The organism is Nonomuraea sp. NPDC049709, from assembly GCF_040674815.1.
GTDB lineage: Bacteria > Actinomycetota > Actinomycetes > Streptosporangiales > Streptosporangiaceae > Nonomuraea.
In genome coordinates, this window is sequence record NZ_JBFANM010000022.1 from 25,072 (window position 1) to 42,282 (window position 17,211).

The window sequence follows — 17,211 nt, forward strand, 5'->3', positions numbered from 1 at the left end:
TCCCCAATCAGAGGAGCGTGCCATGCCGACGAAGGTAACCGCCGTCCTCTCCGTCGCACTGCTGGCCGCCGCCTCCCTGGCGGCCTGCGGTGACGGCGGTGGCGAACAGTCGTCCACGAGCAACGAGATCACGGTCTGGACCGAAGAGAACCTCGAGGACCGGATGGCCGTGCAGAACACGATCGTCGCCGAGTTCACCCAGAAGACCGGGATCAAGGTGAAGCTGGTCGGCGTGGCCGAGGACCAGTTCAGCCAGACCATCACGGCTGCCGCCGCGGCGGACGACCTGCCCGACGTGATCGGCGCGCTGCCGCTGGCGTCCATCCGGGAGCTGGAGGCCAACGACCTGCTCGACACCGAGACGCCGGGCAAGATCGTGGATCAGCTCGGCCGGGACTCGTTCTCGGCGCGGGCGCTGGAGCTCAACACCGCCGACGGGAAGCTGCTGGCCGTGCCCAGCGACGGGTGGGCGCAGCTCCTGCTGTACCGCAAGGACCTGTTCGACAAGGCCGGGCTGCGCCCGCCGGACACGTACGAGGCGCTGGAGGCGGCGGCCGCCAAGCTCAACACGGGCGGGGTGGCCGGCATCACGCTCGCGATCGCGCCGAAGGACTCGTTCACCGCGCAGAGCTTCGAGCACGTGGCGCAGGCGAATGGGTGCCAGCTGGTCGACAATTCCGGAAATGTCGCCCTTGACTCACCACAGTGCGCGAGAGCCTTCGAGTTCTACGCGAAGCTGGCGAAGGACTACTCCGTCAAGGGCAAACAGGACGTCGACTCCACCAGGGCCACCTACTTCTCGGGGAAGGCGGCCATGATGATCTGGTCGTCGTTCATCCTCGACGAGATGGCGGGGCTGCGTAAGGACGCGCTGCCGAGCTGCCAGGAGTGCCGCGCGGACCCCGAGTGGCTGGCCAAGAACACCGGCGTGGTCACGGCGCTGAAGGGCCCCGACGGGAGCGCCCCCGCGCAGTACGGCGAGATCGTCTCCTGGGCGATCACCCGTGACGCCGCCGCCGACCCGGCGACCAAGTTCGTCTCCTACATGATGAACGAGGGCTACGAGCGATGGATCGGGATGGCACCGGAGGGCAAGTTCCCGACCCGCAAGGGCTTCGAGGACAAGTGGAACAAGCTGCCCGCCGGGGTCGACTCCAAGAAGCCGCTGGCCGACGTCTACCCGGCCGACGTGCTCGAGGCCCTGCGCAAGAGCCCCGACACCTTCGCCAGGTGGGGCATCCCGCAGGGGCAGGGCAAGCTGGTCGGCGCCACGATGGGCGAGCTGCCCGTGCCCAAGGCGCTGAGCATGGTCGTCGACGGGTCGCTGACCCCGCAGGCCGCCGCCGCGCAGGCCAAGACGGACGTGGAGTCCATCAAACGCGGGATCCGGCAGTGACCGCCACCCGCACCCGGCCCCCGGCGCCACCGCCGCGGCACCGTGAGAAGAAGCGCGGCCGGACGCTGCGGGAGCAGGAGGGGCGGGCCGGGCTGGCGCTCATCTCGCCGACGCTGATCATCACGCTGGTCGTGGTGGTGCTGCCGCTCCTGTGGGCGATCATGCTGGCGTTCCAGGACGCGCGGCTGATCAACATCCGGCGGGTGGGAGTCTTCGGGCACTACACGCTGGAGAACTTCACGTACGTGATGTCCGAGCCGGGCTTCTGGACGTCGCTGGTCAACACGCTCGTCTACACCGTCGCGGGGACGGCGCTGTCGATCGTGATCGGGCTGGTGACGGCGCTGGCGCTGCGCGACAGGTTCAAGGGGCGGACGCTGGTCAGGGCCTCGATCCTGATCCCGTACGTGGCTCCCGTGGTGGCCGTGGCGTTCCTGTGGGAGACGATGCTCAACCCGCAGTACGGCATCGTCAACACCTGGCTGCGCGAGCCGGTCGCGTTCCTCACCCAGGCCAGGGGCGAGTTCCTGGGCATGCAGGTGCCGGTTGCACTGCTCACGGTGATCGCGTTCGAGGCGTGGCGGTATTTCCCGTTCGCGTTCCTGTTCATCCTGGCCCGGCTGCAGGCGCTGCCCGCGGAGCTGGACGAGGCCGCGGTGGTGGACGGCGCCACGCCCACCCAGCGGTTCAGGTACGTGATCATGCCGCAGCTCTGGCGGATCATCGCCCTGCTGTCGGTGCTGCGCTTCGTGTTCACCTTCACCAAGTTCGACGACGTCTACCTGCTGACCGGCGGCGGGGCCGGCACCGAGGTGGTCAGCGTGCGCGTCTACAACTTCCTGACCTCGCGCGACGACATCGGCGCGGCGGCGGCGCAGGCGATCGTCCTGGCGATCTTCCTGGTCGTCTTCCTGGCCGTCTACCTCAGGTTCTTCGCCGGAGGTGAGCATGAGCAGAGATAGGTTCGAGCGCGGACTGCTCAAGGTGCTCAAGCCGCTGGTGATCGCGTTCCTCTTCCTGATCACCGCGTTCCCGTTCTTCTACATGGTGATGTTGTCGGTACGCGACATCCAGGAGCTCATCCTCGAACCCGGCTCGCTCTGGCCGCGCAGCTTCACCCTGGACACCTACGTGAACGTGCTGACCAGGCAGGGCTTCCTGACCTTCCTCAAGAACAGCGCGATCATCGCGGTCGCCTCGGTGGCGTTCACGCTGCTGATCTCGATCCCGGGCGCGTACGCGGTCGCGCGGCTGCGCTTCTTCGGCCGGCGTCAGGTGCATTTCCTGTTCCTGGCGGTCTACCTGTTCCCGGCGATCGTGCTGGCCATCCCGCTCTTCGTGCTCTTCACGATGATCGGGCTGCGGGGGTCCCTAATCGGATTGATCCTCGTGTATATCGCGCAAACGGTGCCTGTCACGGTATACATGCTCCGCAACTACTTCGAGACCGTGCCGCAAAGCGTGGAGGAAGCGGCCGCGATCGACGGGTGCACGAGGTTGTCGACCATCTGGCGCGTGGTGCTGCCGCTGTCCAAGCCGGCGCTGATGGCCACCGGCCTCTACGCGTTCATGATCGCGTGGAACGAGTTCCTGTTCGCCCTGCTCTTCCTGGTGGAGAGGCGGGAGAACTGGACGGTGTCCCTGGGGCTCTCTCAGCTGGCGGGGAGCATCGAGATCCCGACGACGGTCCTGATGGCAGGTTCGGTGGTGCTCACGCTGCCCATCGTGATCGTGTTCTTCGCCAGCGAGCGCCTGCTGACGGAGGGCCTCACCGCGGGAGCGGAGAAGGGATAGACCATGCTGACGGCGGGGCAGATCCTCCAGCTCATCCGCAATGGCTCCTGCCGTACGCGCAAAGAACTGATCGAGTACACCGGCCTGTCCCGGTCCACCATCACCGACCGGGTCGACCGGCTCATCGACGCCGGTTACATCCACGAGTCCGGCGTGGGCGCGTCCGGGGGCGGGCGACCGCCCTCGGTGCTCGACGTGGACGCCGGCAGGCGCCTGATGCTGGTGGCCGACCTGGGCGCCACCCACGCGCGGGTGGCGCTCACCGACCTGGCCGCACGGCCGATGGCCGAGGAGAGCACCGAGATGCGGATCGAGCTCGGGCCCGAGGCGGTGCTGTCGTGGGTGCGGCAGGCGTTCCAGCGGATGCTGGACCGGGCGGGGCGGCCGGCCGACGAGGTGTGCGGGATCGGCCTGGACCTGCCCGGCTCGGTGGACCACACCACCGGGCGGGTGATCAGGTCGTTCCTGATGCCGGGGTGGGACGACCATCCGGTGGGCGAGGCGATCGCGGAGACGTACGACGTGCCCATCCTGGTGGAGAACGACGCCAACGCGATGGCGCTGGGCGAGTGGTGGTCGTTCTGGCGGGACACCGACTCGCTGGTCCTCATCAAGGTGTCCACCGGGATCGGGACCGGCATCGTCCTCGATGGGCAGATTTATCGTGGCGTCGAGGAGGCCGCCGGAAATATCGGGCATGTGCGGCTGCGGGAGACCGACGACCGGGTCTGCACGTGCGGCTCGCGCGGCTGCGTGGCCTCGCTGGCCAGCGGCCACGCCCTGGCCGGCGACCTGGGCCAGGCGTCCAGCCGCGACGTGGTCCGCCTGGTGCAGGCGGGCGACCCGGAGGCCATCGCCCGCGTCCAGGAGGCCGGGCGCACGCTGGGCGTCGTGCTGGCCACGGCGGTCAGCCTGCTCAACCCCGGCGTGCTGGTGCTGGCCGGGGACATGGCGGCGACCAGGGAGCACTACCTGACGGGCATCAGGGAGATCGTCTACCGGCGCAGCCTGCCGTACACGACCCGGAACCTGGAGATCGTCACCAGCTCGCTGGGCGACCGGGCGGGGATCGTCGGGATGGCGGTGATCGTGATGGAGCACGTGCTCTCCCCCACCGCCGTGGACGCCGCCCTGGCGGCCAAGACCGACGCGGTGAGCTGACGCCGGTCAGCCCAGGGCCCGGCGCAGGAGGGCGGGCGCGTCCACGAGCGAGGGGCCGTACCACGTGAGCAGGCGACCGCTGACCAGGGCGCAGGTGAGGCCGGGGAACGACTCCGGGCCGTCCGTCGCGCTGAAGGCATAGGGCTCGTCGGGCAAAACCACGAGGTCGGGCTCCCGCCCGGCCAGCTCGGCGAGCGGGATCTTGGGGTAGCGCTCCGCGTGGCCGGCGTACAGGTTGTCCACGCCGAGGCGCCTGAGCACGTCGCCGGTGAACGTGTCGCGGCCCACCACCATCCACGGGCGGCGCCAGATCGGGATGATCGCCGTCCTGCGCGGGCCCTCGTAGGGCGCGCGCCACGCCTGCCGCGCCTCGGCCAGCCAGGCGGGCGGATCGGTGCGGCAGGCCAGGGCGAACATGCGCTCCAGCGACGTGAACGACTCCGCCACCGTCTCGATCTTCGTGACCCACACCGGCACGCCCGACCTGCGCAGCTCCTCGATGTCGGGCGCGCGGTTCTCCTCGGCGTTGGCCAGCACGACGTCGGGCCTCAGCCGCCTGATCGCGTCGAGGTCGGGGTTCTTGGTGCCCCTGACCCTGACGACGTCGAGGTCCGCCGGATGCGAGCACCAGACGGTCGCCCCGACCAGCGCCTCCGGCACGGTCGCCGCCACCGACTCCGTCAGCGACGGCACCAGGGACACGATCCGCCGCACGGTCCCGGGAATCTTCACGGCCACGCCGGTGTCATCCACAACAGCAGCCTAGATCCACGGGCCCGGTGGCCGAATGTCGGTGCGGGTCCGTAGACTCCAGGCAAAGATCGTTTGACTCGTGATCGGGGGATGACGGTTGAAGCGTGAGTCACCAGGCTTCGATCCGCGGGTGCCGAGCGTCGCCAGGCTCTACGACTACTACCTCGGCGGCAAGGACAACTTCCCGGCCGATCGCGAGGCCGCCGAGAAGATCCTGAAGGTGGCCCCCGAGTTACGCGCGGCGGCCCGGGCGAACCGGGCGTTCCTCGGCCGGGCGGTGCGCCACCTGGCGGAGGCCGGCATCACGCAGTTCCTCGACATCGGCACCGGCCTGCCCACCCAGGGCAACGTGCACGAGGTGGCCGGGAAGGTCGTTCCCGACGCCAGGGTGGTCTATGTCGACCGCGACCCCGTGGTGCTGGTGCACGCCAGGGCGCTGCTGGCGGGCCAGGGCGGCACGACCGTGGTCGAGGGCGACCTCCGCAGGCCCGGCGAGATCCTCAAGCACCCCGACGTGCAGGAGTCCCTCGACTTCAGCCGGCCGGTCGGCGTGCTGCTGGTGGCGATCATGCACTTCATCGCCGAGTCCGACGCGCCCGGCGAGATCATCGCAACCCTGCGCGACGCCCTGGCCCCCGGCAGCTACCTGGTCATGTCCCACGGCACGAGCGACGCCCGCGCCGCCGCCGTGAACCGGGGCACCGAGGTCTACCGGAGTGCCAGTGCTCCCCTCACGCTGCGCGGGCGTGACAGGATCATGGAGTTGTTCGAGGGGTTCGAGCTGGTGGACCCCGGCCTGGTGTGGCTGCCCGAGTGGCGGCCCGAGCAGGCCGACGTGATCGACTTCGTCGACGCCCCTGAGTCGTCGCTGATCCTGTGCGGCGTGGGCAGGAAGGGCTGAGCATGGAGATCGGGCTGGCCGTGCCGCAATACGGCAGGTTCGCCGCGCTGGCCAGCGTGTTGCGGGTGGCGCGCGAGGCCGAGGCGATGGGCTTCCACAGCCTGTGGGCGGGCGACCGGCTGCTGACCCCGCTGCGGCCCAGCGACCCCTATCCGGGCGGTGACGGCCGCATCCCCGAGGCGCACCGGGTGTTCCTCGACCCGTTCGCGGTGCTGTCGGTGGCCGCCTCGGTGACCTCCTCCGTACGCCTGGGCACCAGCGCGCTCAACGCCTGCTGGTATCCCCCGGCGGTCCTGGCCCGCTCGCTCACCACGATCGACCACCTCAGCGGCGGGCGGCTCGACGCCGGCCTCGGGCTCGGCTGGTCCTCCGACGAATACGCCGCCGCCGGCGTGCCGTGGAAGGACCGGGCGCGGCGCTACGACGCCACGCTCGACGCGCTGGAGGCCATCTGGACGACCGATCCGGTCGCGTTCGAGCACGAGCTGTGGACGATCGCCCCCAGCCACATCGAGCCCAAGCCGGCCCGTCGGCCGCCGCTCTATCTGGCCGGGTTCTCGCCGGCCGCGCTGCGCCGCGTCGGCCGCCGGGCCGACGGCTGGCTGACGGCGACGCTGCCGGTCCCCGCACTCACCTCGATGTGGCAGACCGTGTGCCGCACGGCGGAGGAGGCCGGCCGCGACCCGGCCGCCCTGCGCATGATCCTGCGCTCCAACCCGATCGTCACCGACCGCGGCACCCCGCCGAGGAGCGGCACGGTCGCCGAGATCGCCGCCTACCTGGCCGGCGCGGCGGAGGCCGGGGTCCACGAGATCATCCTGGACCTCCAGCACACCGCCACGAGCGATCAGCACCTGCTGGAGCTGGCGGGAGAGTTCGCCGGCTACTTGAGCGCGGCCAGCGCGCCCTCGTAGTCGGGCTCCTGCGTGATCTCCGGCACCAGCTCGGAGTAGACCACGTTGTTGTCGCCGTCGATCACGACGACCGCGCGCGCGGCCAGCCCCGCCAGCGGCCCCGACTCCTGCGCCACGCCGTAGTCGGCGAGGAACTCGCGGCCCCGCATGAGCGAGAGCATGGTCACGTTGTCGAGCCCCTCGGCGCCGCAGAACCGCTTCTGGGCGAAGGGCAGGTCGGCCGACACGCAGAGCACGGCCACGTCGGGGTGCTCACCGGCCACCTGGTTGAAGCGGCGCACCGAGGCCGCGCAGACGCCGGTGTCGACGCTCGGGAAGATGTTGAGCACCTTGGTCTTCTGGCCGAAGTCGTCGAGCGAGCGCTCGGCGAGGTCGCCGCCCACCAGCCGGAACGCGGGCGCGGCGTCGCCCGGCTTCGGGAAGGTGCCGGCCACGGTGATCGGATTACCCTTGAAGGTGACGTCGGACATGAAAGCCTCCTGATAACGATCTCGTCCCCAGAACCGTGATCCTATCGGCGCCACCCTCCGGCGCCGATCACGGCACAGGCGCCGGGCTGGGCGCCGGCATCGCGCGAGCCCGCGTCGCGAGCGTCACGTGGGCCCCGGTGTCAGACGTTGCGGCGGTACTGGCCGCCCGCCTCGAACAGCGCGTCGGTGATCTGGCCGAGCGAGCAGACGCGGGCCGCCTCCATCAGCACCGCGAACGCGTTCCCCTCCGACATCGCCACGTCACGCAGCCGGGCGAGCTGGGCGGGAGCCTCGGAGCGGTTGCGCTCGTGGAAGGCGCGCAGGCGGTCGAGCTGCGAGCGCTTCTCCTCCTCCGTGCCCCTGGCCAGCTCCAGCTTGTGCGGGTCGGCCTCGTTTTCGCCGCGCGGGTTGCGGAACGTGTTCACGCCGACGATGGGCAGCGAGCCGTCGTGCTTGCGCATCTCGTACAGCATGGACTCGTCCTGGATCTTGCCGCGCTGGTAGCCGGTCTCCATCGCGCCCAGGACGCCGCCCCGGTCCGACAGCCGCTCGAACTCGCTCAGCACCGCCTCCTCCACCAGGTCCGTGAGCTCCTCCACGATGAACGAGCCCTGCAGCGGGTTCTCGTTCCTGGCCAGGCCCCATTCGCGGTTGATGATCAGCTGGATGGCCATGGCCCGGCGCACCGAGTCGGCCGAGGGCGTCGTCACGGCCTCGTCGAAGGCGTTGGTGTGCAGGCTGTTGCAGTTGTCGTAGATCGCGATCAGGGCCTGCAGGGTGGTGCGGATGTCGTTGAAGTTCATCTCCTGGGCGTGCAGGGACCGGCCCGAGGTCTGGATGTGGTATTTCAGCTTCTGCGAGCGCTCGCCGGCGCCGTAGCGCTCGCGCATCGCCACCGCCCAGATGCGCCGGGCCACCCGGCCGAGCACGCTGTACTCGGGGTCCATGCCGTTGGAGAAGAAGAACGACAGGTTCGGCGCGAAGTCGTCGATCTTCATGCCCCTGGCCAGGTACGCCTCCACGTACGTGAAGCCGTTGGCCAGCGTGAAGGCGAGCTGGCTGATCGGGTTGGCCCCGGCCTCGGCGATGTGATAGCCGGAGATCGACACCGAGTAGAAGTTCCTGACCCCGTTCTGGATGAACCACTCCTGGATGTCGGCCATCATCCTCAAGGAGAACTCGGTGGAGAAGATGCACGTGTTCTGGCCCTGGTCCTCCTTGAGGATGTCGGCCTGCACCGTGCCCCTCACCGTGGCGAGCGTGCGGGCCCGCAGCTCGCGGTCCTCGCCCTCGTCGGGGTCGCGGCCGTGCTCGCCGCGGAAACGATCCCTGGCCTGGTCGATGGCGGCGTTGAGGTAGAAGGCGAGGATCGTGGGGGCCGGGCCGTTGATCGTCATCGACACCGACGTGTTGGGCGCCGCCAGGTCGAACCCGTCGTAGAGCACCTTCATGTCGTCGAGCGTGGCGATCGAGACCCCCGAGGTGCCGACCTTCCCGTAGATGTCGGGCCGCAGGTCGGGGTCGTTGCCGTACAGCGTCACCGAGTCGAACGCGGTCGACAGCCTGGTCGCGGGCTGACCCTCGGACAGCAGCTTGAAGCGCCTGTTGGTGCGGAACGGGTCGCCCTCGCCGGCGAACATCCGGGTCGGGTCCTCGTCGTCGCGCTTGAAGGGGAACACGCCGGCGGTGAACGGGAACATGCCGGGCAGGTTCTCGCCGCGCAGGAAGCGCAGCAGGTCGCCGTGGTCGGTGTAGCGGGGCAGCGCCACCCTGGGGATGCGGTTGCCGGAGAGCGTCTCGCGCCAGAGCGGGGTGTGGATCTCGCGGTCGCGTACCTTCACGACCAGCTCGTCGGCGGTGTAGCGCTCCTTGACGGCGGGCCAGCCGTCCAGCAGCGCGCGGCTCTCGTCGGACAGCTCGCCCTCGACCCGCTCGGTCTCCCGCGCGCCCTCCTCGCTCAGCAGGTCGCGTACGGCGGCGAGCTGCTGGCGGCGGCGGGCCACCTCGGCCTGGGCGAGCGTCTCGGCGTGGTACGCCCGCACGGTCTCGGCGATGTCGGCCAGGTAGCGCACCCGCGCGGGCGGGACGATGGCCTCCGACGCCTTCGAGGTGCGGCCCTCGACCCGGGGCAGCAGCCCGGGACCGTCGCCGATCCGGAGCAGGGGCTTGAGGTGCTGGTAGAGGGCGGTGACGCCGGCGTCGTTGTAGCGGGCGGCGATGGTGCCGAAGACCGGCATGTCGTCGGGTGCGGCGCCGAAGGCCTCGCGGTTGCGTACGAGCTGGCGGCGCACGTCGCGCAGGGCGTCCTCCGCGCCGCGACGCTCGTACTTGTTGATCACCACGGCCTCGGCGAAGTCCAGCATGTCGATCTTCTCGAGCTGGGAGGCCGCCCCGAACTCGGGCGTCATCACGTAGATGGGCACGTCCACGTGGGGCACGATGCCCGCGTCGCCCTGGCCGATGCCGGGCGTCTCCACGATCACCAGGTCGTATCCGGCGGCCCGGCAGACGGTGATCACGTCGTCGAGGCAGGCGGGCACCTCGTTGGCCGCGCCCCTGGTGGCCAGGGAGCGGAAGTAGGTCTGGGGGCCCAGGCTGTTCATCCTGATGCGGTCGCCGAGCAGCGCGCCGCCACCGCGCCTGCGGGTGGGGTCGATGGCGATGATCGCGATGCGCAGCTTGTCGTCGTTGTCCACGCGGAACCTGCGGACCAGCTCGTCGGTGAGCGAGGACTTGCCGGAGCCGCCCGTACCGGTGATGCCGAGCACCGGAGCACGCCGCTCCGTAGCCCCCGTCAGCCCCGCCACCAGCTCCTCGGGGGCGCGGCCCGACTCGATGAGCGTGATCGCGCGGGCCAGCGCGGTCTGGTCGCCGGACACCACGGCCTCCACCGACGGAGGGTCGCCCAGCTCGACGTCACACTCCTCGATGAGCTTGTTGATCATGCCGGGCAGGCCGAACCGCTGGCCGTCCTCGGGCGAGAAGATGCGCGTGACGCCACGCGAGTGCAGCAGCTCGATCTCCTCGGGGACGATCACGCCCCCGCCGCCGCCGTACACCTTGACGTGGCCCGCGCCGCGCTCCCGCAGCAGGTCGACCAGGTAGGAGAAGAACTCGACATGCCCGCCCTGGTAGGAGCTGATCGCCACCCCCTGGACGTCCTCCTGGATGGCGGCGGTGACGATCTCGTCCACCGAACGGTTGTGCCCGAGGTGGATGACCTCGGCCCCCTGGGACTGGAGGATTCGCCGCATGATGTTGATCGCCGCGTCATGCCCGTCGAACAGGGCCGCGGCGGTCACGAAGCGGACTGGGTGAACCGGGACGTGCACGCCTGATCACTCCTTCGTGGAGGCTACATCTATGAAGATACTAGGACGTCCTACTATTTCCCAACGACGTCCGGGGTAGAGGCACTCCCAGGGGGTGACGCCGATGCGCGCGCTGACGTTCGTGCCGGGCAGGAAGGGCTCGCTCGACGTGGAGGAAGTGCCCGACCCGCGACCGGGCCAGGGCGAGCTGCTCGTCCAGGGGCTGGCCGTGGGCATCTGCGGGACCGACCGCGAGCTGGACCGGGCCGAGTACGGCTGGCCGCCGCCCGGCAGGGAACGCATGGTCATCGGGCACGAGTCGCTCGGCCGGGTGCTGGAGGCGCCGGAGGGCTCCGCGTTCTCGCCCGGGAACCTGGTCGTCGGCGTCGTACGCCGGCCGGACCCCGAGCCGTGCGGGGCGTGCGCGCGGGGCGAGTTCGACATGTGCCGCAACGGCCGCTACACCGAGCGCGGCATCAAGGAGATCGACGGGTACGCCAGCGAGCGCTGGACCGTCGAAGCCGGCTACGCCGTACGGCTGGACCCCTCGCTGGAGAGTGTCGGCATGCTGGTCGAGCCCACGTCGGTGGTGGCCAAGGCGTGGGAGCAGATCGAGCGGATCGGCTCGCGGGCCTGGTTCGAGCCGCGCAGGCTGCTGATCACCGGCGCCGGGCCGATCGGGCTGCTGGCGGCGCTGCTCGGGCGGCAGCGCGGGCTGGAGGTGCACGTCCTCGACCGGTCCCCGGCTCCGGGGCTCAAGTCGCGGCTGGTGGAGGAGCTGGGCGGGACCTACCACTCGTCCTCGACGCTGGAGGCGTTCCACGACGCCAAGCCGGACATCATCATCGAGTGCACGGGGGCGGGGCAACTCGTCATCGACGCCATGACCACCACGTCCCCCGCGGGGATCCTCTGCCTGTGCGGGCTCTCGCCCGGCGGGCGGACGCACCGGGTGGACGCCGGGGTGATCAACCGGGACATCGTGCTGGAGAACGACGTGGTCTTCGGGACGGTCAACGGCAACCTGCGCCACTTCCGCGCCGCCGCGGCGGCGTTGGCCGAGGCGGACCCGGGGTGGCTGGAGCGGCTGATCACGCGGCGGGTGCCGCTGTCGCGCGCCCCGGAGGTCTTCGAACCCGCCGACGACGACGTCAAGGCGGTCATCGACCTCACGGCGTAGCCTTTCGGCGGGGCCCGTGCAGCTCAGCTCGGGTCGTAGGGCTTGCGCCTGGCGGGGGTGGAGTGCTTGGTGGCGGAGCGGCCCGACCCGGCCGGGACCCGGTCCTTGGCGGGGCGGGCGGACTGGACGGGAGCGGCGGCGGGGTGCGGCTCCACCTGCGCCTGCTCGGCCGTACGGCCGCGCGCCTGCGCCTCCTCCGGGTCCGTGACCGCGGTCGTGCCCCGCGACCGCTTCGCGACCGGCGCCTTGTCCCGGGCGCGCGCCTTGCCACCGGCGGACGTGTTGTCGCGGGCCGGCGCCTTGCCACCGGCGGGGGCGCTGTCGCGGGCGGCCGTCTTGCCACCGGAAGGAACCTTCTCGCGGGCCGGTGCCCTGTCCCGGGCGGGCGGCTTGGCGTCGGCGGGTGGCTGGTCGCGGGTCGCCAGCGGGTTCCTGGGGGACGGGACTCTCGTGCCGGCCGGGGGCGGGGCGGCGGAAGGTGCGGCCCAGGGCCAGGGGAGGCGGCGGTGGGTGCCGCGGCGGCGGCCCGACACGCGGAGCGAGAGGACGATGGTCATGAGCACCATCGCGGCCAGCAGCGCGGGCGGCGTGCCTAAGACGTCCAGCGGCGACCCGTGCCCGGTCTCCGCGCGGGGCGGCGACACGAACGGCCGCTCGGTGGTCCGGATCTCCTCCAGCCGGTCGGACCCGGCCTTGACCATGCGCGGGATGCCGTACCCGACGACCTTGTCCGTCTCCCTGGTCTTGCGCTTGAGCCAGACGCGATCGACGTTCGCCTCGATGGTGTGGATCTTCGTGCCGCTGACGCGCTCCACGACGCCGACGTGGTCGATGCCCTTGTAACTCTTGCCGCCGCGCCAGTCGAAGAAGACCAGCGCGCCCGGCTCGGGCTTCTGCGTCCAGGCGCCCTGCTTGATGAACCAGGCCGCGTGGGAGGGCGTCCAGGCGAACTCACCGACGTAGTCGGAGATGCCGGCCTTGTTCGCGGCATAGGCGAGGAACATGTCGCACCATGGCGCGTTGCGGTACTGGGTGTCTTGGACGCGATCCGCGTACCACTGGCCGAACTTGGTGAACTGGCCGCTCTTCTCCTTATAGCCGAGTTCCTGCCGCACCGTCTTCAGCAGCTCGTCCGCGATCGGGTCCAGGGTGACTCCTCCCAGAAAACCGACAAATCACGATGGACTGTAGTAGCGCCATCGCAGAATTGCGCGCGTCACCCGGAAAGTGTCTTGCTATGAGCCGAAATTTCGGCTATGTGGCTGCTGAGGCTGGTGGGACTTACTACTATCCTCGTTAGCAGCCGGCACCGACGCGATAGACGCCCGCGTCTCCCGCGCCCGGCGCGACCACGTCGGCCACGATCACGGTCACGTTGTCCGGCGAGCCGCCCTCGTTGGCCAGATCGATCAGCCTCTGGACGGCCACCGCGGGGTCTGCCACCGTGGTCAGCACCTCGTGCAGGACTTCGGGCCCCAGAACGGTCGTGAGCCCGTCGGAGCAGAGGAGGTAGCGATCATCAGGCTCCGCTTCGCGCAGCGCCATGTCGGGCTCCGCCCTGCCCTCGCTGCCCAGCACGCGCAGCACCATCGACCGGCGGGGGTGCACGGCGGCTTGATCCTCCGTTATCCGTCCTTCGTCCACCATCGACTGCACAAGTGTGTGATCCTTGGTCATCTGGTAGAGCGCACCATCGCGAAGCAAATATCCGCGGGAGTCACCGAGATGAGCCAGGGCGAACCGGTAGCCGTCCCACAGCATGGCGGTCACCGTGGTCCCCATCCCCCTGCGCGCGGGGTCGATGTCGGCCAGCTCGACCAGCCTGCGCGCCGCCTCGTGCACGGCGGCCTCCAGCGCGGCCTCCAGGTCCGAGCCCGTCTCGGGAAGCGTGGCATCCAGCTCGCGCATGACGGCGATCGCCGCCGAGCTCGCCAGCTCGCCGGCCGCGTGTCCACCCATCCCGTCAGCCACCACGAGCAACCGGCCACTCGCGTAGCCAGAATCCTCGTTCTGCTCCCTGCGGCGGCCCACATCTGATCCGGCGGCATAGCGGATGTTGTGCTTCATACCCAGCAGTAAATCATTGGTTGAAAGACTTCACAAGCAGATGCGCTGAAGACTCTTGTGAACTACTGTGGGCTTCATGAGCCACGACCCGACCGTCAACGCCGGGGACATCGCCCGGCTCGCCGGTGTCGGGCGGGCCGCGGTGAGCAACTGGCGCCGCCGCCACGACGACTTCCCCCAGCCCATCGGCGGCACCGCCAACCAGCCGCTGTTCTCGCTGCCCCAGGTGGAGTCGTGGCTGCGTCGCTACGGGAAGTCCTACCAGGTCTCCCTGGGAGATCGGGTGTGGCAACGCCTGAAAGCGGCGGGTGATTTGCGGCTGGGCGAGCTGGTGGCCCAGGCAGGAACCCTACTGACCCGGGCCGCCCCCCGCACTGTCGGAGGCGCCGGGAACGGCGGCTCGCACGGCGACGGCCCGCACAGTGACGGTGTCGGCGGTGGTGCCGGGACGGAGCAGGCGCATGGCGGGGCGTACCGGATGCCCGGCGCGCTGGATCAGGCCCACGCCGCGCCCGGGCAGGCGGGCGCCGACCCTGATCAGAAGGCCACCGGTTCGGAGCGGGCGGGTCGCGCGCCCGAAGCGGCGGGTGGCGGGGCCGAAGCGGCAGATCGCGCGTCCGAAGCGGCGGGTGGCGGGGCCGGTGGCTCGGGTGGCGGGCTGGACTCCGAGCTGGCCGGGCTCATTCTGGAGCTGGGCGAGCAGCTGGGCCCGCTGGCCGCGTACGAGTTCCTCTGCGAGCGCTACCTGGAGGCCCACTCGCGCCAGCTCTCCGTCACCCGCGACGACGTCGCGGAGCTGATGGTCCGGCTCGTGGGCGCGGACGCCGGCACCGTGCTCGACCCGGCGTGCGGCGTCGGCACGCTGCTCCTGGCCCCCACCCTCCTGAACCCCGCGGGTACGACGCGGATGCTCGGCCAGGAGCTCAGCGAGACCTCGGCCGCCATCACCGCCGCCCGGCTGCGGCTGCGCGGCATCGAGGCCGGTGTCGTGGCCGGCGACTCCATGCGCCACGACGGCTTCCCGGACGAGCGGGCCGACGCGGTGGTGTGCGACCCGCCGTTCAACGAGCGGGCCTGGGGCTACGAGGAGCTGACCGGCGACCCGCGCTGGGAGTACGGACTGCCGCCGCGCGGCGAGCCCGAGCTGGCCTGGGTGCAGCACTGCCTCACCCACGTCAAGCCGCGCGGCCTGGTCGCCATCCTCATGCCGCCGGCCGCCGCCAGCCGCAAGGCGGGCCGCCGCATCCGCGCCAACCTCCTGCGCGCTGGAGCGCTGCGGGCGGTCGTGGCGCTGCCCGGCTCCGACCTGTGGCTGCTGCGCCGCCCGGCGGCGGGTGAGCGCCCGCCGTCCGAGGTGCTGATCCTGGACGCCACGGCCGACCTCCCGGCGGTCGAGCCGGCCTGGCAGGCGTACCTGGAGGACCGTTCCGACCAGACCGTACGCATCATCGACCTGCTGGCCGACGAGGTCGACATGACCCCGGCCCGCCACCAGCGGCGCGACGACGTGGGCCGGGCGTTCGCCGAGGCGCGCGACCGCTTCCTGGCCGCCGCCGCCGTGCCGCCCGACCTGAAGGTGCTGGAGCAGCCGCTCGACCAGCCCGCCACCACGCTGGGCGACCTGATCAAGGAGGGTCTGGTGACCACGTCGCAGGCCCCGCCCAAGATGGCCGCGGACGAGGGCGACGTGCCCGTCCTGACCTCCGACGACGTGTTCAGCGGCGGCTCGCCGTCCGGCTTCACCACCATGCAGCAGGGGCTCATCGCGATCCACCCGGGCGACGTGGTGGCCTCCTACTCCGCCGTACGCGTGATGGCCGACGGCGGCGGGGCCGTGCTCGGGCCGCACCTGACCCTCTACCGGGTCGACTCCCGCAGGCTGGACCCCGACTTCCTGGCCGGCTTCCTGCGGGCCGCGGGCGGGCGGGTGACGACCGGCTCCAGCAGGTTCGACGTGCGGCGCACCCGCCTGCCGCGGCTGTCGCTGAAGGAGCAGAAGGCGTACGGCGAGGCGTTCCGGCAACTGGCCGTGCTCGAGGACGCCATTCGCGAGACCTCGACGCTGGGGCAGACGCTGATCCGGCTGGGCCTCGACGGCCTCGCGGACGGCCACCTGCACCCGCAGTCCTGACGGTGTAGCTTTTTCCCGAAAGGCTGCTGGGAGGGGCGAATGGTCATCGGCGACCGCTATGAGCTCGACGACCTCCCACTCGGGCAGGGTGGCATGGGAGCGGTCTACGCGGGGCACGACCGCCACCTCGATCGCCGGGTCGCGGTGAAGCTGCTGCGGCTGCCCAGCGGGCCCGACCACGAGCTGGAGACCAGGTTCATCCGCGAGGCGCGCATCCTGGCCAGGCTGGAGCATCCCGGCGCTCCCGTGCTCTACGACTTCGGCACCCACGAGCAGCGGCTCTACCAGGTGATGCAGTTCATCGAGGGCGTCACGGTGGCCGACGTGGTGCACGAGCACGGGCCGCTGCCGGTGCCGTGGGCGGCGGCCATCGCGGCCCAGGCGTGTGCCGTGCTGTCGGCGGCCCACGCGCTGTCGATCTGCCATCGGGATCTCAAGCCGACCAACCTCATGCTCTGTCCGGACGGCAGCGTGAAGGTGCTCGACTTCGGGCTGGCCATGCTCCGGGAGTCGGACGTGACCACGTTCACGAGGATCGGGCAGATCCTGGGGACGCCGGCGTACATGGCTCCCGAGCAGATCCAGCACGGGGTGGCCGAGCCGCGCAGCGATCTCTACTCGCTGGGATGCGTGCTGCACGAGATGCTCAGCGGGCGGCAGCTCTTCACCGGGCCCACCGACTACGTGGTGTTCGAGAAGCAGGTCAAGGAGCGGCCGCCGGCGATTCCCGGATTGCCGGAGGAGCTGGGGGCGTTGCTGGCGCAACTGCTGGAGAAGAAGCCGGATGATCGGCCGGCGGATGCGAACGAGCTGTACGAGCGCCTTGATCCGTTCGCCGTGGGGTTGCCCATGTTGCCGGGGTTCCTGGCCAAGGCGCCGAGCCCGGGCCGGATGTACGCCCGGATGGCCGGTCGCGCCCTGACCGGTTGACCCAGGTCCTCGCGAGATCGAGGAGTGGGCGGCTGAGGACACCGCCGCGCCCGCTGCCTGAAGAAGCCGTTGGCGTCGGCGATGGGGCCGGGCGGTTCGCCTGCGAGGACACCACGGGGGCGCGTTCCCGGCAGGTTGCCAATCTGGGAACGCGCTCTCTCGGGTAACACGGATCGTTATTTAACTTCCGTTGACAGAGGCAT

The 17,211-nt window shown here is 70.6% G+C and carries 14 protein-coding genes; 9 read left to right on the top strand and 5 right to left on the bottom strand.

The annotated features are described in order from the left end of the window. The first annotated feature begins 22 nt into the window (after positions 1 to 22). The 4 genes from AB0J69_RS22975 to AB0J69_RS22990 are packed head-to-tail and all read left to right on the top strand — an operon-like array spanning position 23 to position 4,351. Positions 23 to 1,396, top strand: a complete 1,374-nt coding sequence (locus AB0J69_RS22975; protein ID WP_364120493.1) for an extracellular solute-binding protein — start codon at positions 23 to 25, stop codon at positions 1,394 to 1,396. Then, positions 1,393 to 2,358 (top strand): sugar ABC transporter permease, encoded by a 966-nt coding sequence (locus tag AB0J69_RS22980; RefSeq protein ID WP_364120496.1) that lies wholly within the window; start codon positions 1,393 to 1,395, stop codon positions 2,356 to 2,358. Before AB0J69_RS22975 ends, AB0J69_RS22980 begins: the two co-directional genes overlap by 4 nt. Beyond that, positions 2,345 to 3,190 (top strand): carbohydrate ABC transporter permease, encoded by an 846-nt coding sequence (locus AB0J69_RS22985; RefSeq protein WP_364120499.1) that lies wholly within the window; start codon positions 2,345 to 2,347, stop codon positions 3,188 to 3,190. Before AB0J69_RS22980 ends, AB0J69_RS22985 begins: the two co-directional genes overlap by 14 nt. A gap of 3 nt (positions 3,191 to 3,193) precedes the next feature. Next, complete coding sequence (locus tag AB0J69_RS22990) at positions 3,194 to 4,351, top strand: ROK family transcriptional regulator (RefSeq protein ID WP_364120502.1); 1,158 nt, start codon at positions 3,194 to 3,196, stop codon at positions 4,349 to 4,351. Between the two features lie 6 nt (positions 4,352 to 4,357). Here AB0J69_RS22990 and AB0J69_RS22995 read toward each other — a convergent pair whose 3' ends face one another. Then, on the bottom strand, positions 4,358 to 5,104 hold the full coding sequence (locus tag AB0J69_RS22995) for a helical backbone metal receptor (protein ID WP_364120505.1): 747 nt from the start codon (positions 5,102 to 5,104) through the stop codon (positions 4,358 to 4,360). A gap of 97 nt (positions 5,105 to 5,201) precedes the next feature. Here AB0J69_RS22995 and AB0J69_RS23000 point away from each other — a divergent pair, with 97 nt between their 5' ends. After that, positions 5,202 to 6,005, top strand: a complete 804-nt coding sequence (locus AB0J69_RS23000) for an SAM-dependent methyltransferase (protein WP_364120508.1) — start codon at positions 5,202 to 5,204, stop codon at positions 6,003 to 6,005. A gap of 2 nt (positions 6,006 to 6,007) precedes the next feature. Further along, entirely contained in the window at positions 6,008 to 6,919 is a 912-nt protein-coding gene (locus AB0J69_RS23005) for a TIGR03619 family F420-dependent LLM class oxidoreductase (protein WP_364120511.1), read from the top strand. On the opposite strand, the gene tpx is transcribed toward AB0J69_RS23005, so the two are convergent. Both tpx and icmF read right to left on the bottom strand, forming a co-directional pair. After that, positions 6,889 to 7,389: a thiol peroxidase gene (gene tpx / locus AB0J69_RS23010; RefSeq protein ID WP_364120514.1), complete on the bottom strand. Its 501-nt coding sequence runs from the start codon at positions 7,387 to 7,389 to the stop codon at positions 6,889 to 6,891. The genes AB0J69_RS23005 and tpx overlap by 31 nt on opposite strands. A gap of 140 nt (positions 7,390 to 7,529) precedes the next feature. Then, positions 7,530 to 10,721, bottom strand: coding sequence for a fused isobutyryl-CoA mutase/GTPase IcmF (icmF, locus tag AB0J69_RS23015; protein WP_364120517.1), 3,192 nt, complete (start codon positions 10,719 to 10,721; stop codon positions 7,530 to 7,532). A gap of 103 nt (positions 10,722 to 10,824) precedes the next feature. Here icmF and AB0J69_RS23020 point away from each other — a divergent pair, with 103 nt between their 5' ends. Then, complete coding sequence (locus AB0J69_RS23020; protein ID WP_364120520.1) at positions 10,825 to 11,880, top strand: glucose 1-dehydrogenase; 1,056 nt, start codon at positions 10,825 to 10,827, stop codon at positions 11,878 to 11,880. Between the two features lie 23 nt (positions 11,881 to 11,903). On the opposite strand, the gene AB0J69_RS23025 is transcribed toward AB0J69_RS23020, so the two are convergent. After that, entirely contained in the window at positions 11,904 to 12,995 is a 1,092-nt protein-coding gene (locus AB0J69_RS23025; protein WP_364120523.1) for a CHAP domain-containing protein, read from the bottom strand. Between the two features lie 181 nt (positions 12,996 to 13,176). Continuing rightward, the gene (locus AB0J69_RS23030; protein WP_364120526.1) at positions 13,177 to 13,947 is read right to left on the bottom strand and encodes a protein phosphatase 2C domain-containing protein; all 771 of its coding nucleotides are present in this window, start codon (positions 13,945 to 13,947) and stop codon (positions 13,177 to 13,179) included. A 76-nt stretch (positions 13,948 to 14,023) separates the two neighbouring features. On the opposite strand from AB0J69_RS23030, the gene AB0J69_RS23035 reads away from it, so the two are divergent. Both AB0J69_RS23035 and AB0J69_RS23040 read left to right on the top strand, forming a co-directional pair. Next, complete coding sequence (locus AB0J69_RS23035; RefSeq protein ID WP_364120529.1) at positions 14,024 to 16,078, top strand: N-6 DNA methylase; 2,055 nt, start codon at positions 14,024 to 14,026, stop codon at positions 16,076 to 16,078. 39 nt (positions 16,079 to 16,117) lie between these two features. After that, the gene (locus AB0J69_RS23040; RefSeq protein WP_364120532.1) at positions 16,118 to 17,008 is read left to right on the top strand and encodes a serine/threonine-protein kinase; all 891 of its coding nucleotides are present in this window, start codon (positions 16,118 to 16,120) and stop codon (positions 17,006 to 17,008) included. The last annotated feature ends 203 nt before the right edge of the window (positions 17,009 to 17,211 follow it).

Excerpts from the sequence above, each read along its gene's own strand:
- AB0J69_RS23035 (WP_364120529.1), top strand. The coding sequence starts at position 14,024 with ATGAGCCACGACCCGACCGTCAACGCCGGGGACATCGCCCGGCTCGCC.
- tpx (WP_364120514.1), bottom strand. The coding sequence starts at position 7,389 with ATGTCCGACGTCACCTTCAAGGGTAATCCGATCACCGTGGCCGGCACC.
- AB0J69_RS22975 (WP_364120493.1), top strand. The coding sequence starts at position 23 with ATGCCGACGAAGGTAACCGCCGTCCTCTCCGTCGCACTGCTGGCCGCC.
- AB0J69_RS23020 (WP_364120520.1), top strand. The coding sequence starts at position 10,825 with ATGCGCGCGCTGACGTTCGTGCCGGGCAGGAAGGGCTCGCTCGACGTG.
- AB0J69_RS22990 (WP_364120502.1), top strand. The coding sequence starts at position 3,194 with ATGCTGACGGCGGGGCAGATCCTCCAGCTCATCCGCAATGGCTCCTGC.
- AB0J69_RS22985 (WP_364120499.1), top strand. The coding sequence starts at position 2,345 with ATGAGCAGAGATAGGTTCGAGCGCGGACTGCTCAAGGTGCTCAAGCCG.
- AB0J69_RS23005 (WP_364120511.1), top strand. The coding sequence starts at position 6,008 with ATGGAGATCGGGCTGGCCGTGCCGCAATACGGCAGGTTCGCCGCGCTG.
- AB0J69_RS23040 (WP_364120532.1), top strand. The coding sequence starts at position 16,118 with ATGGTCATCGGCGACCGCTATGAGCTCGACGACCTCCCACTCGGGCAG.
- AB0J69_RS23030 (WP_364120526.1), bottom strand. The coding sequence starts at position 13,947 with ATGAAGCACAACATCCGCTATGCCGCCGGATCAGATGTGGGCCGCCGC.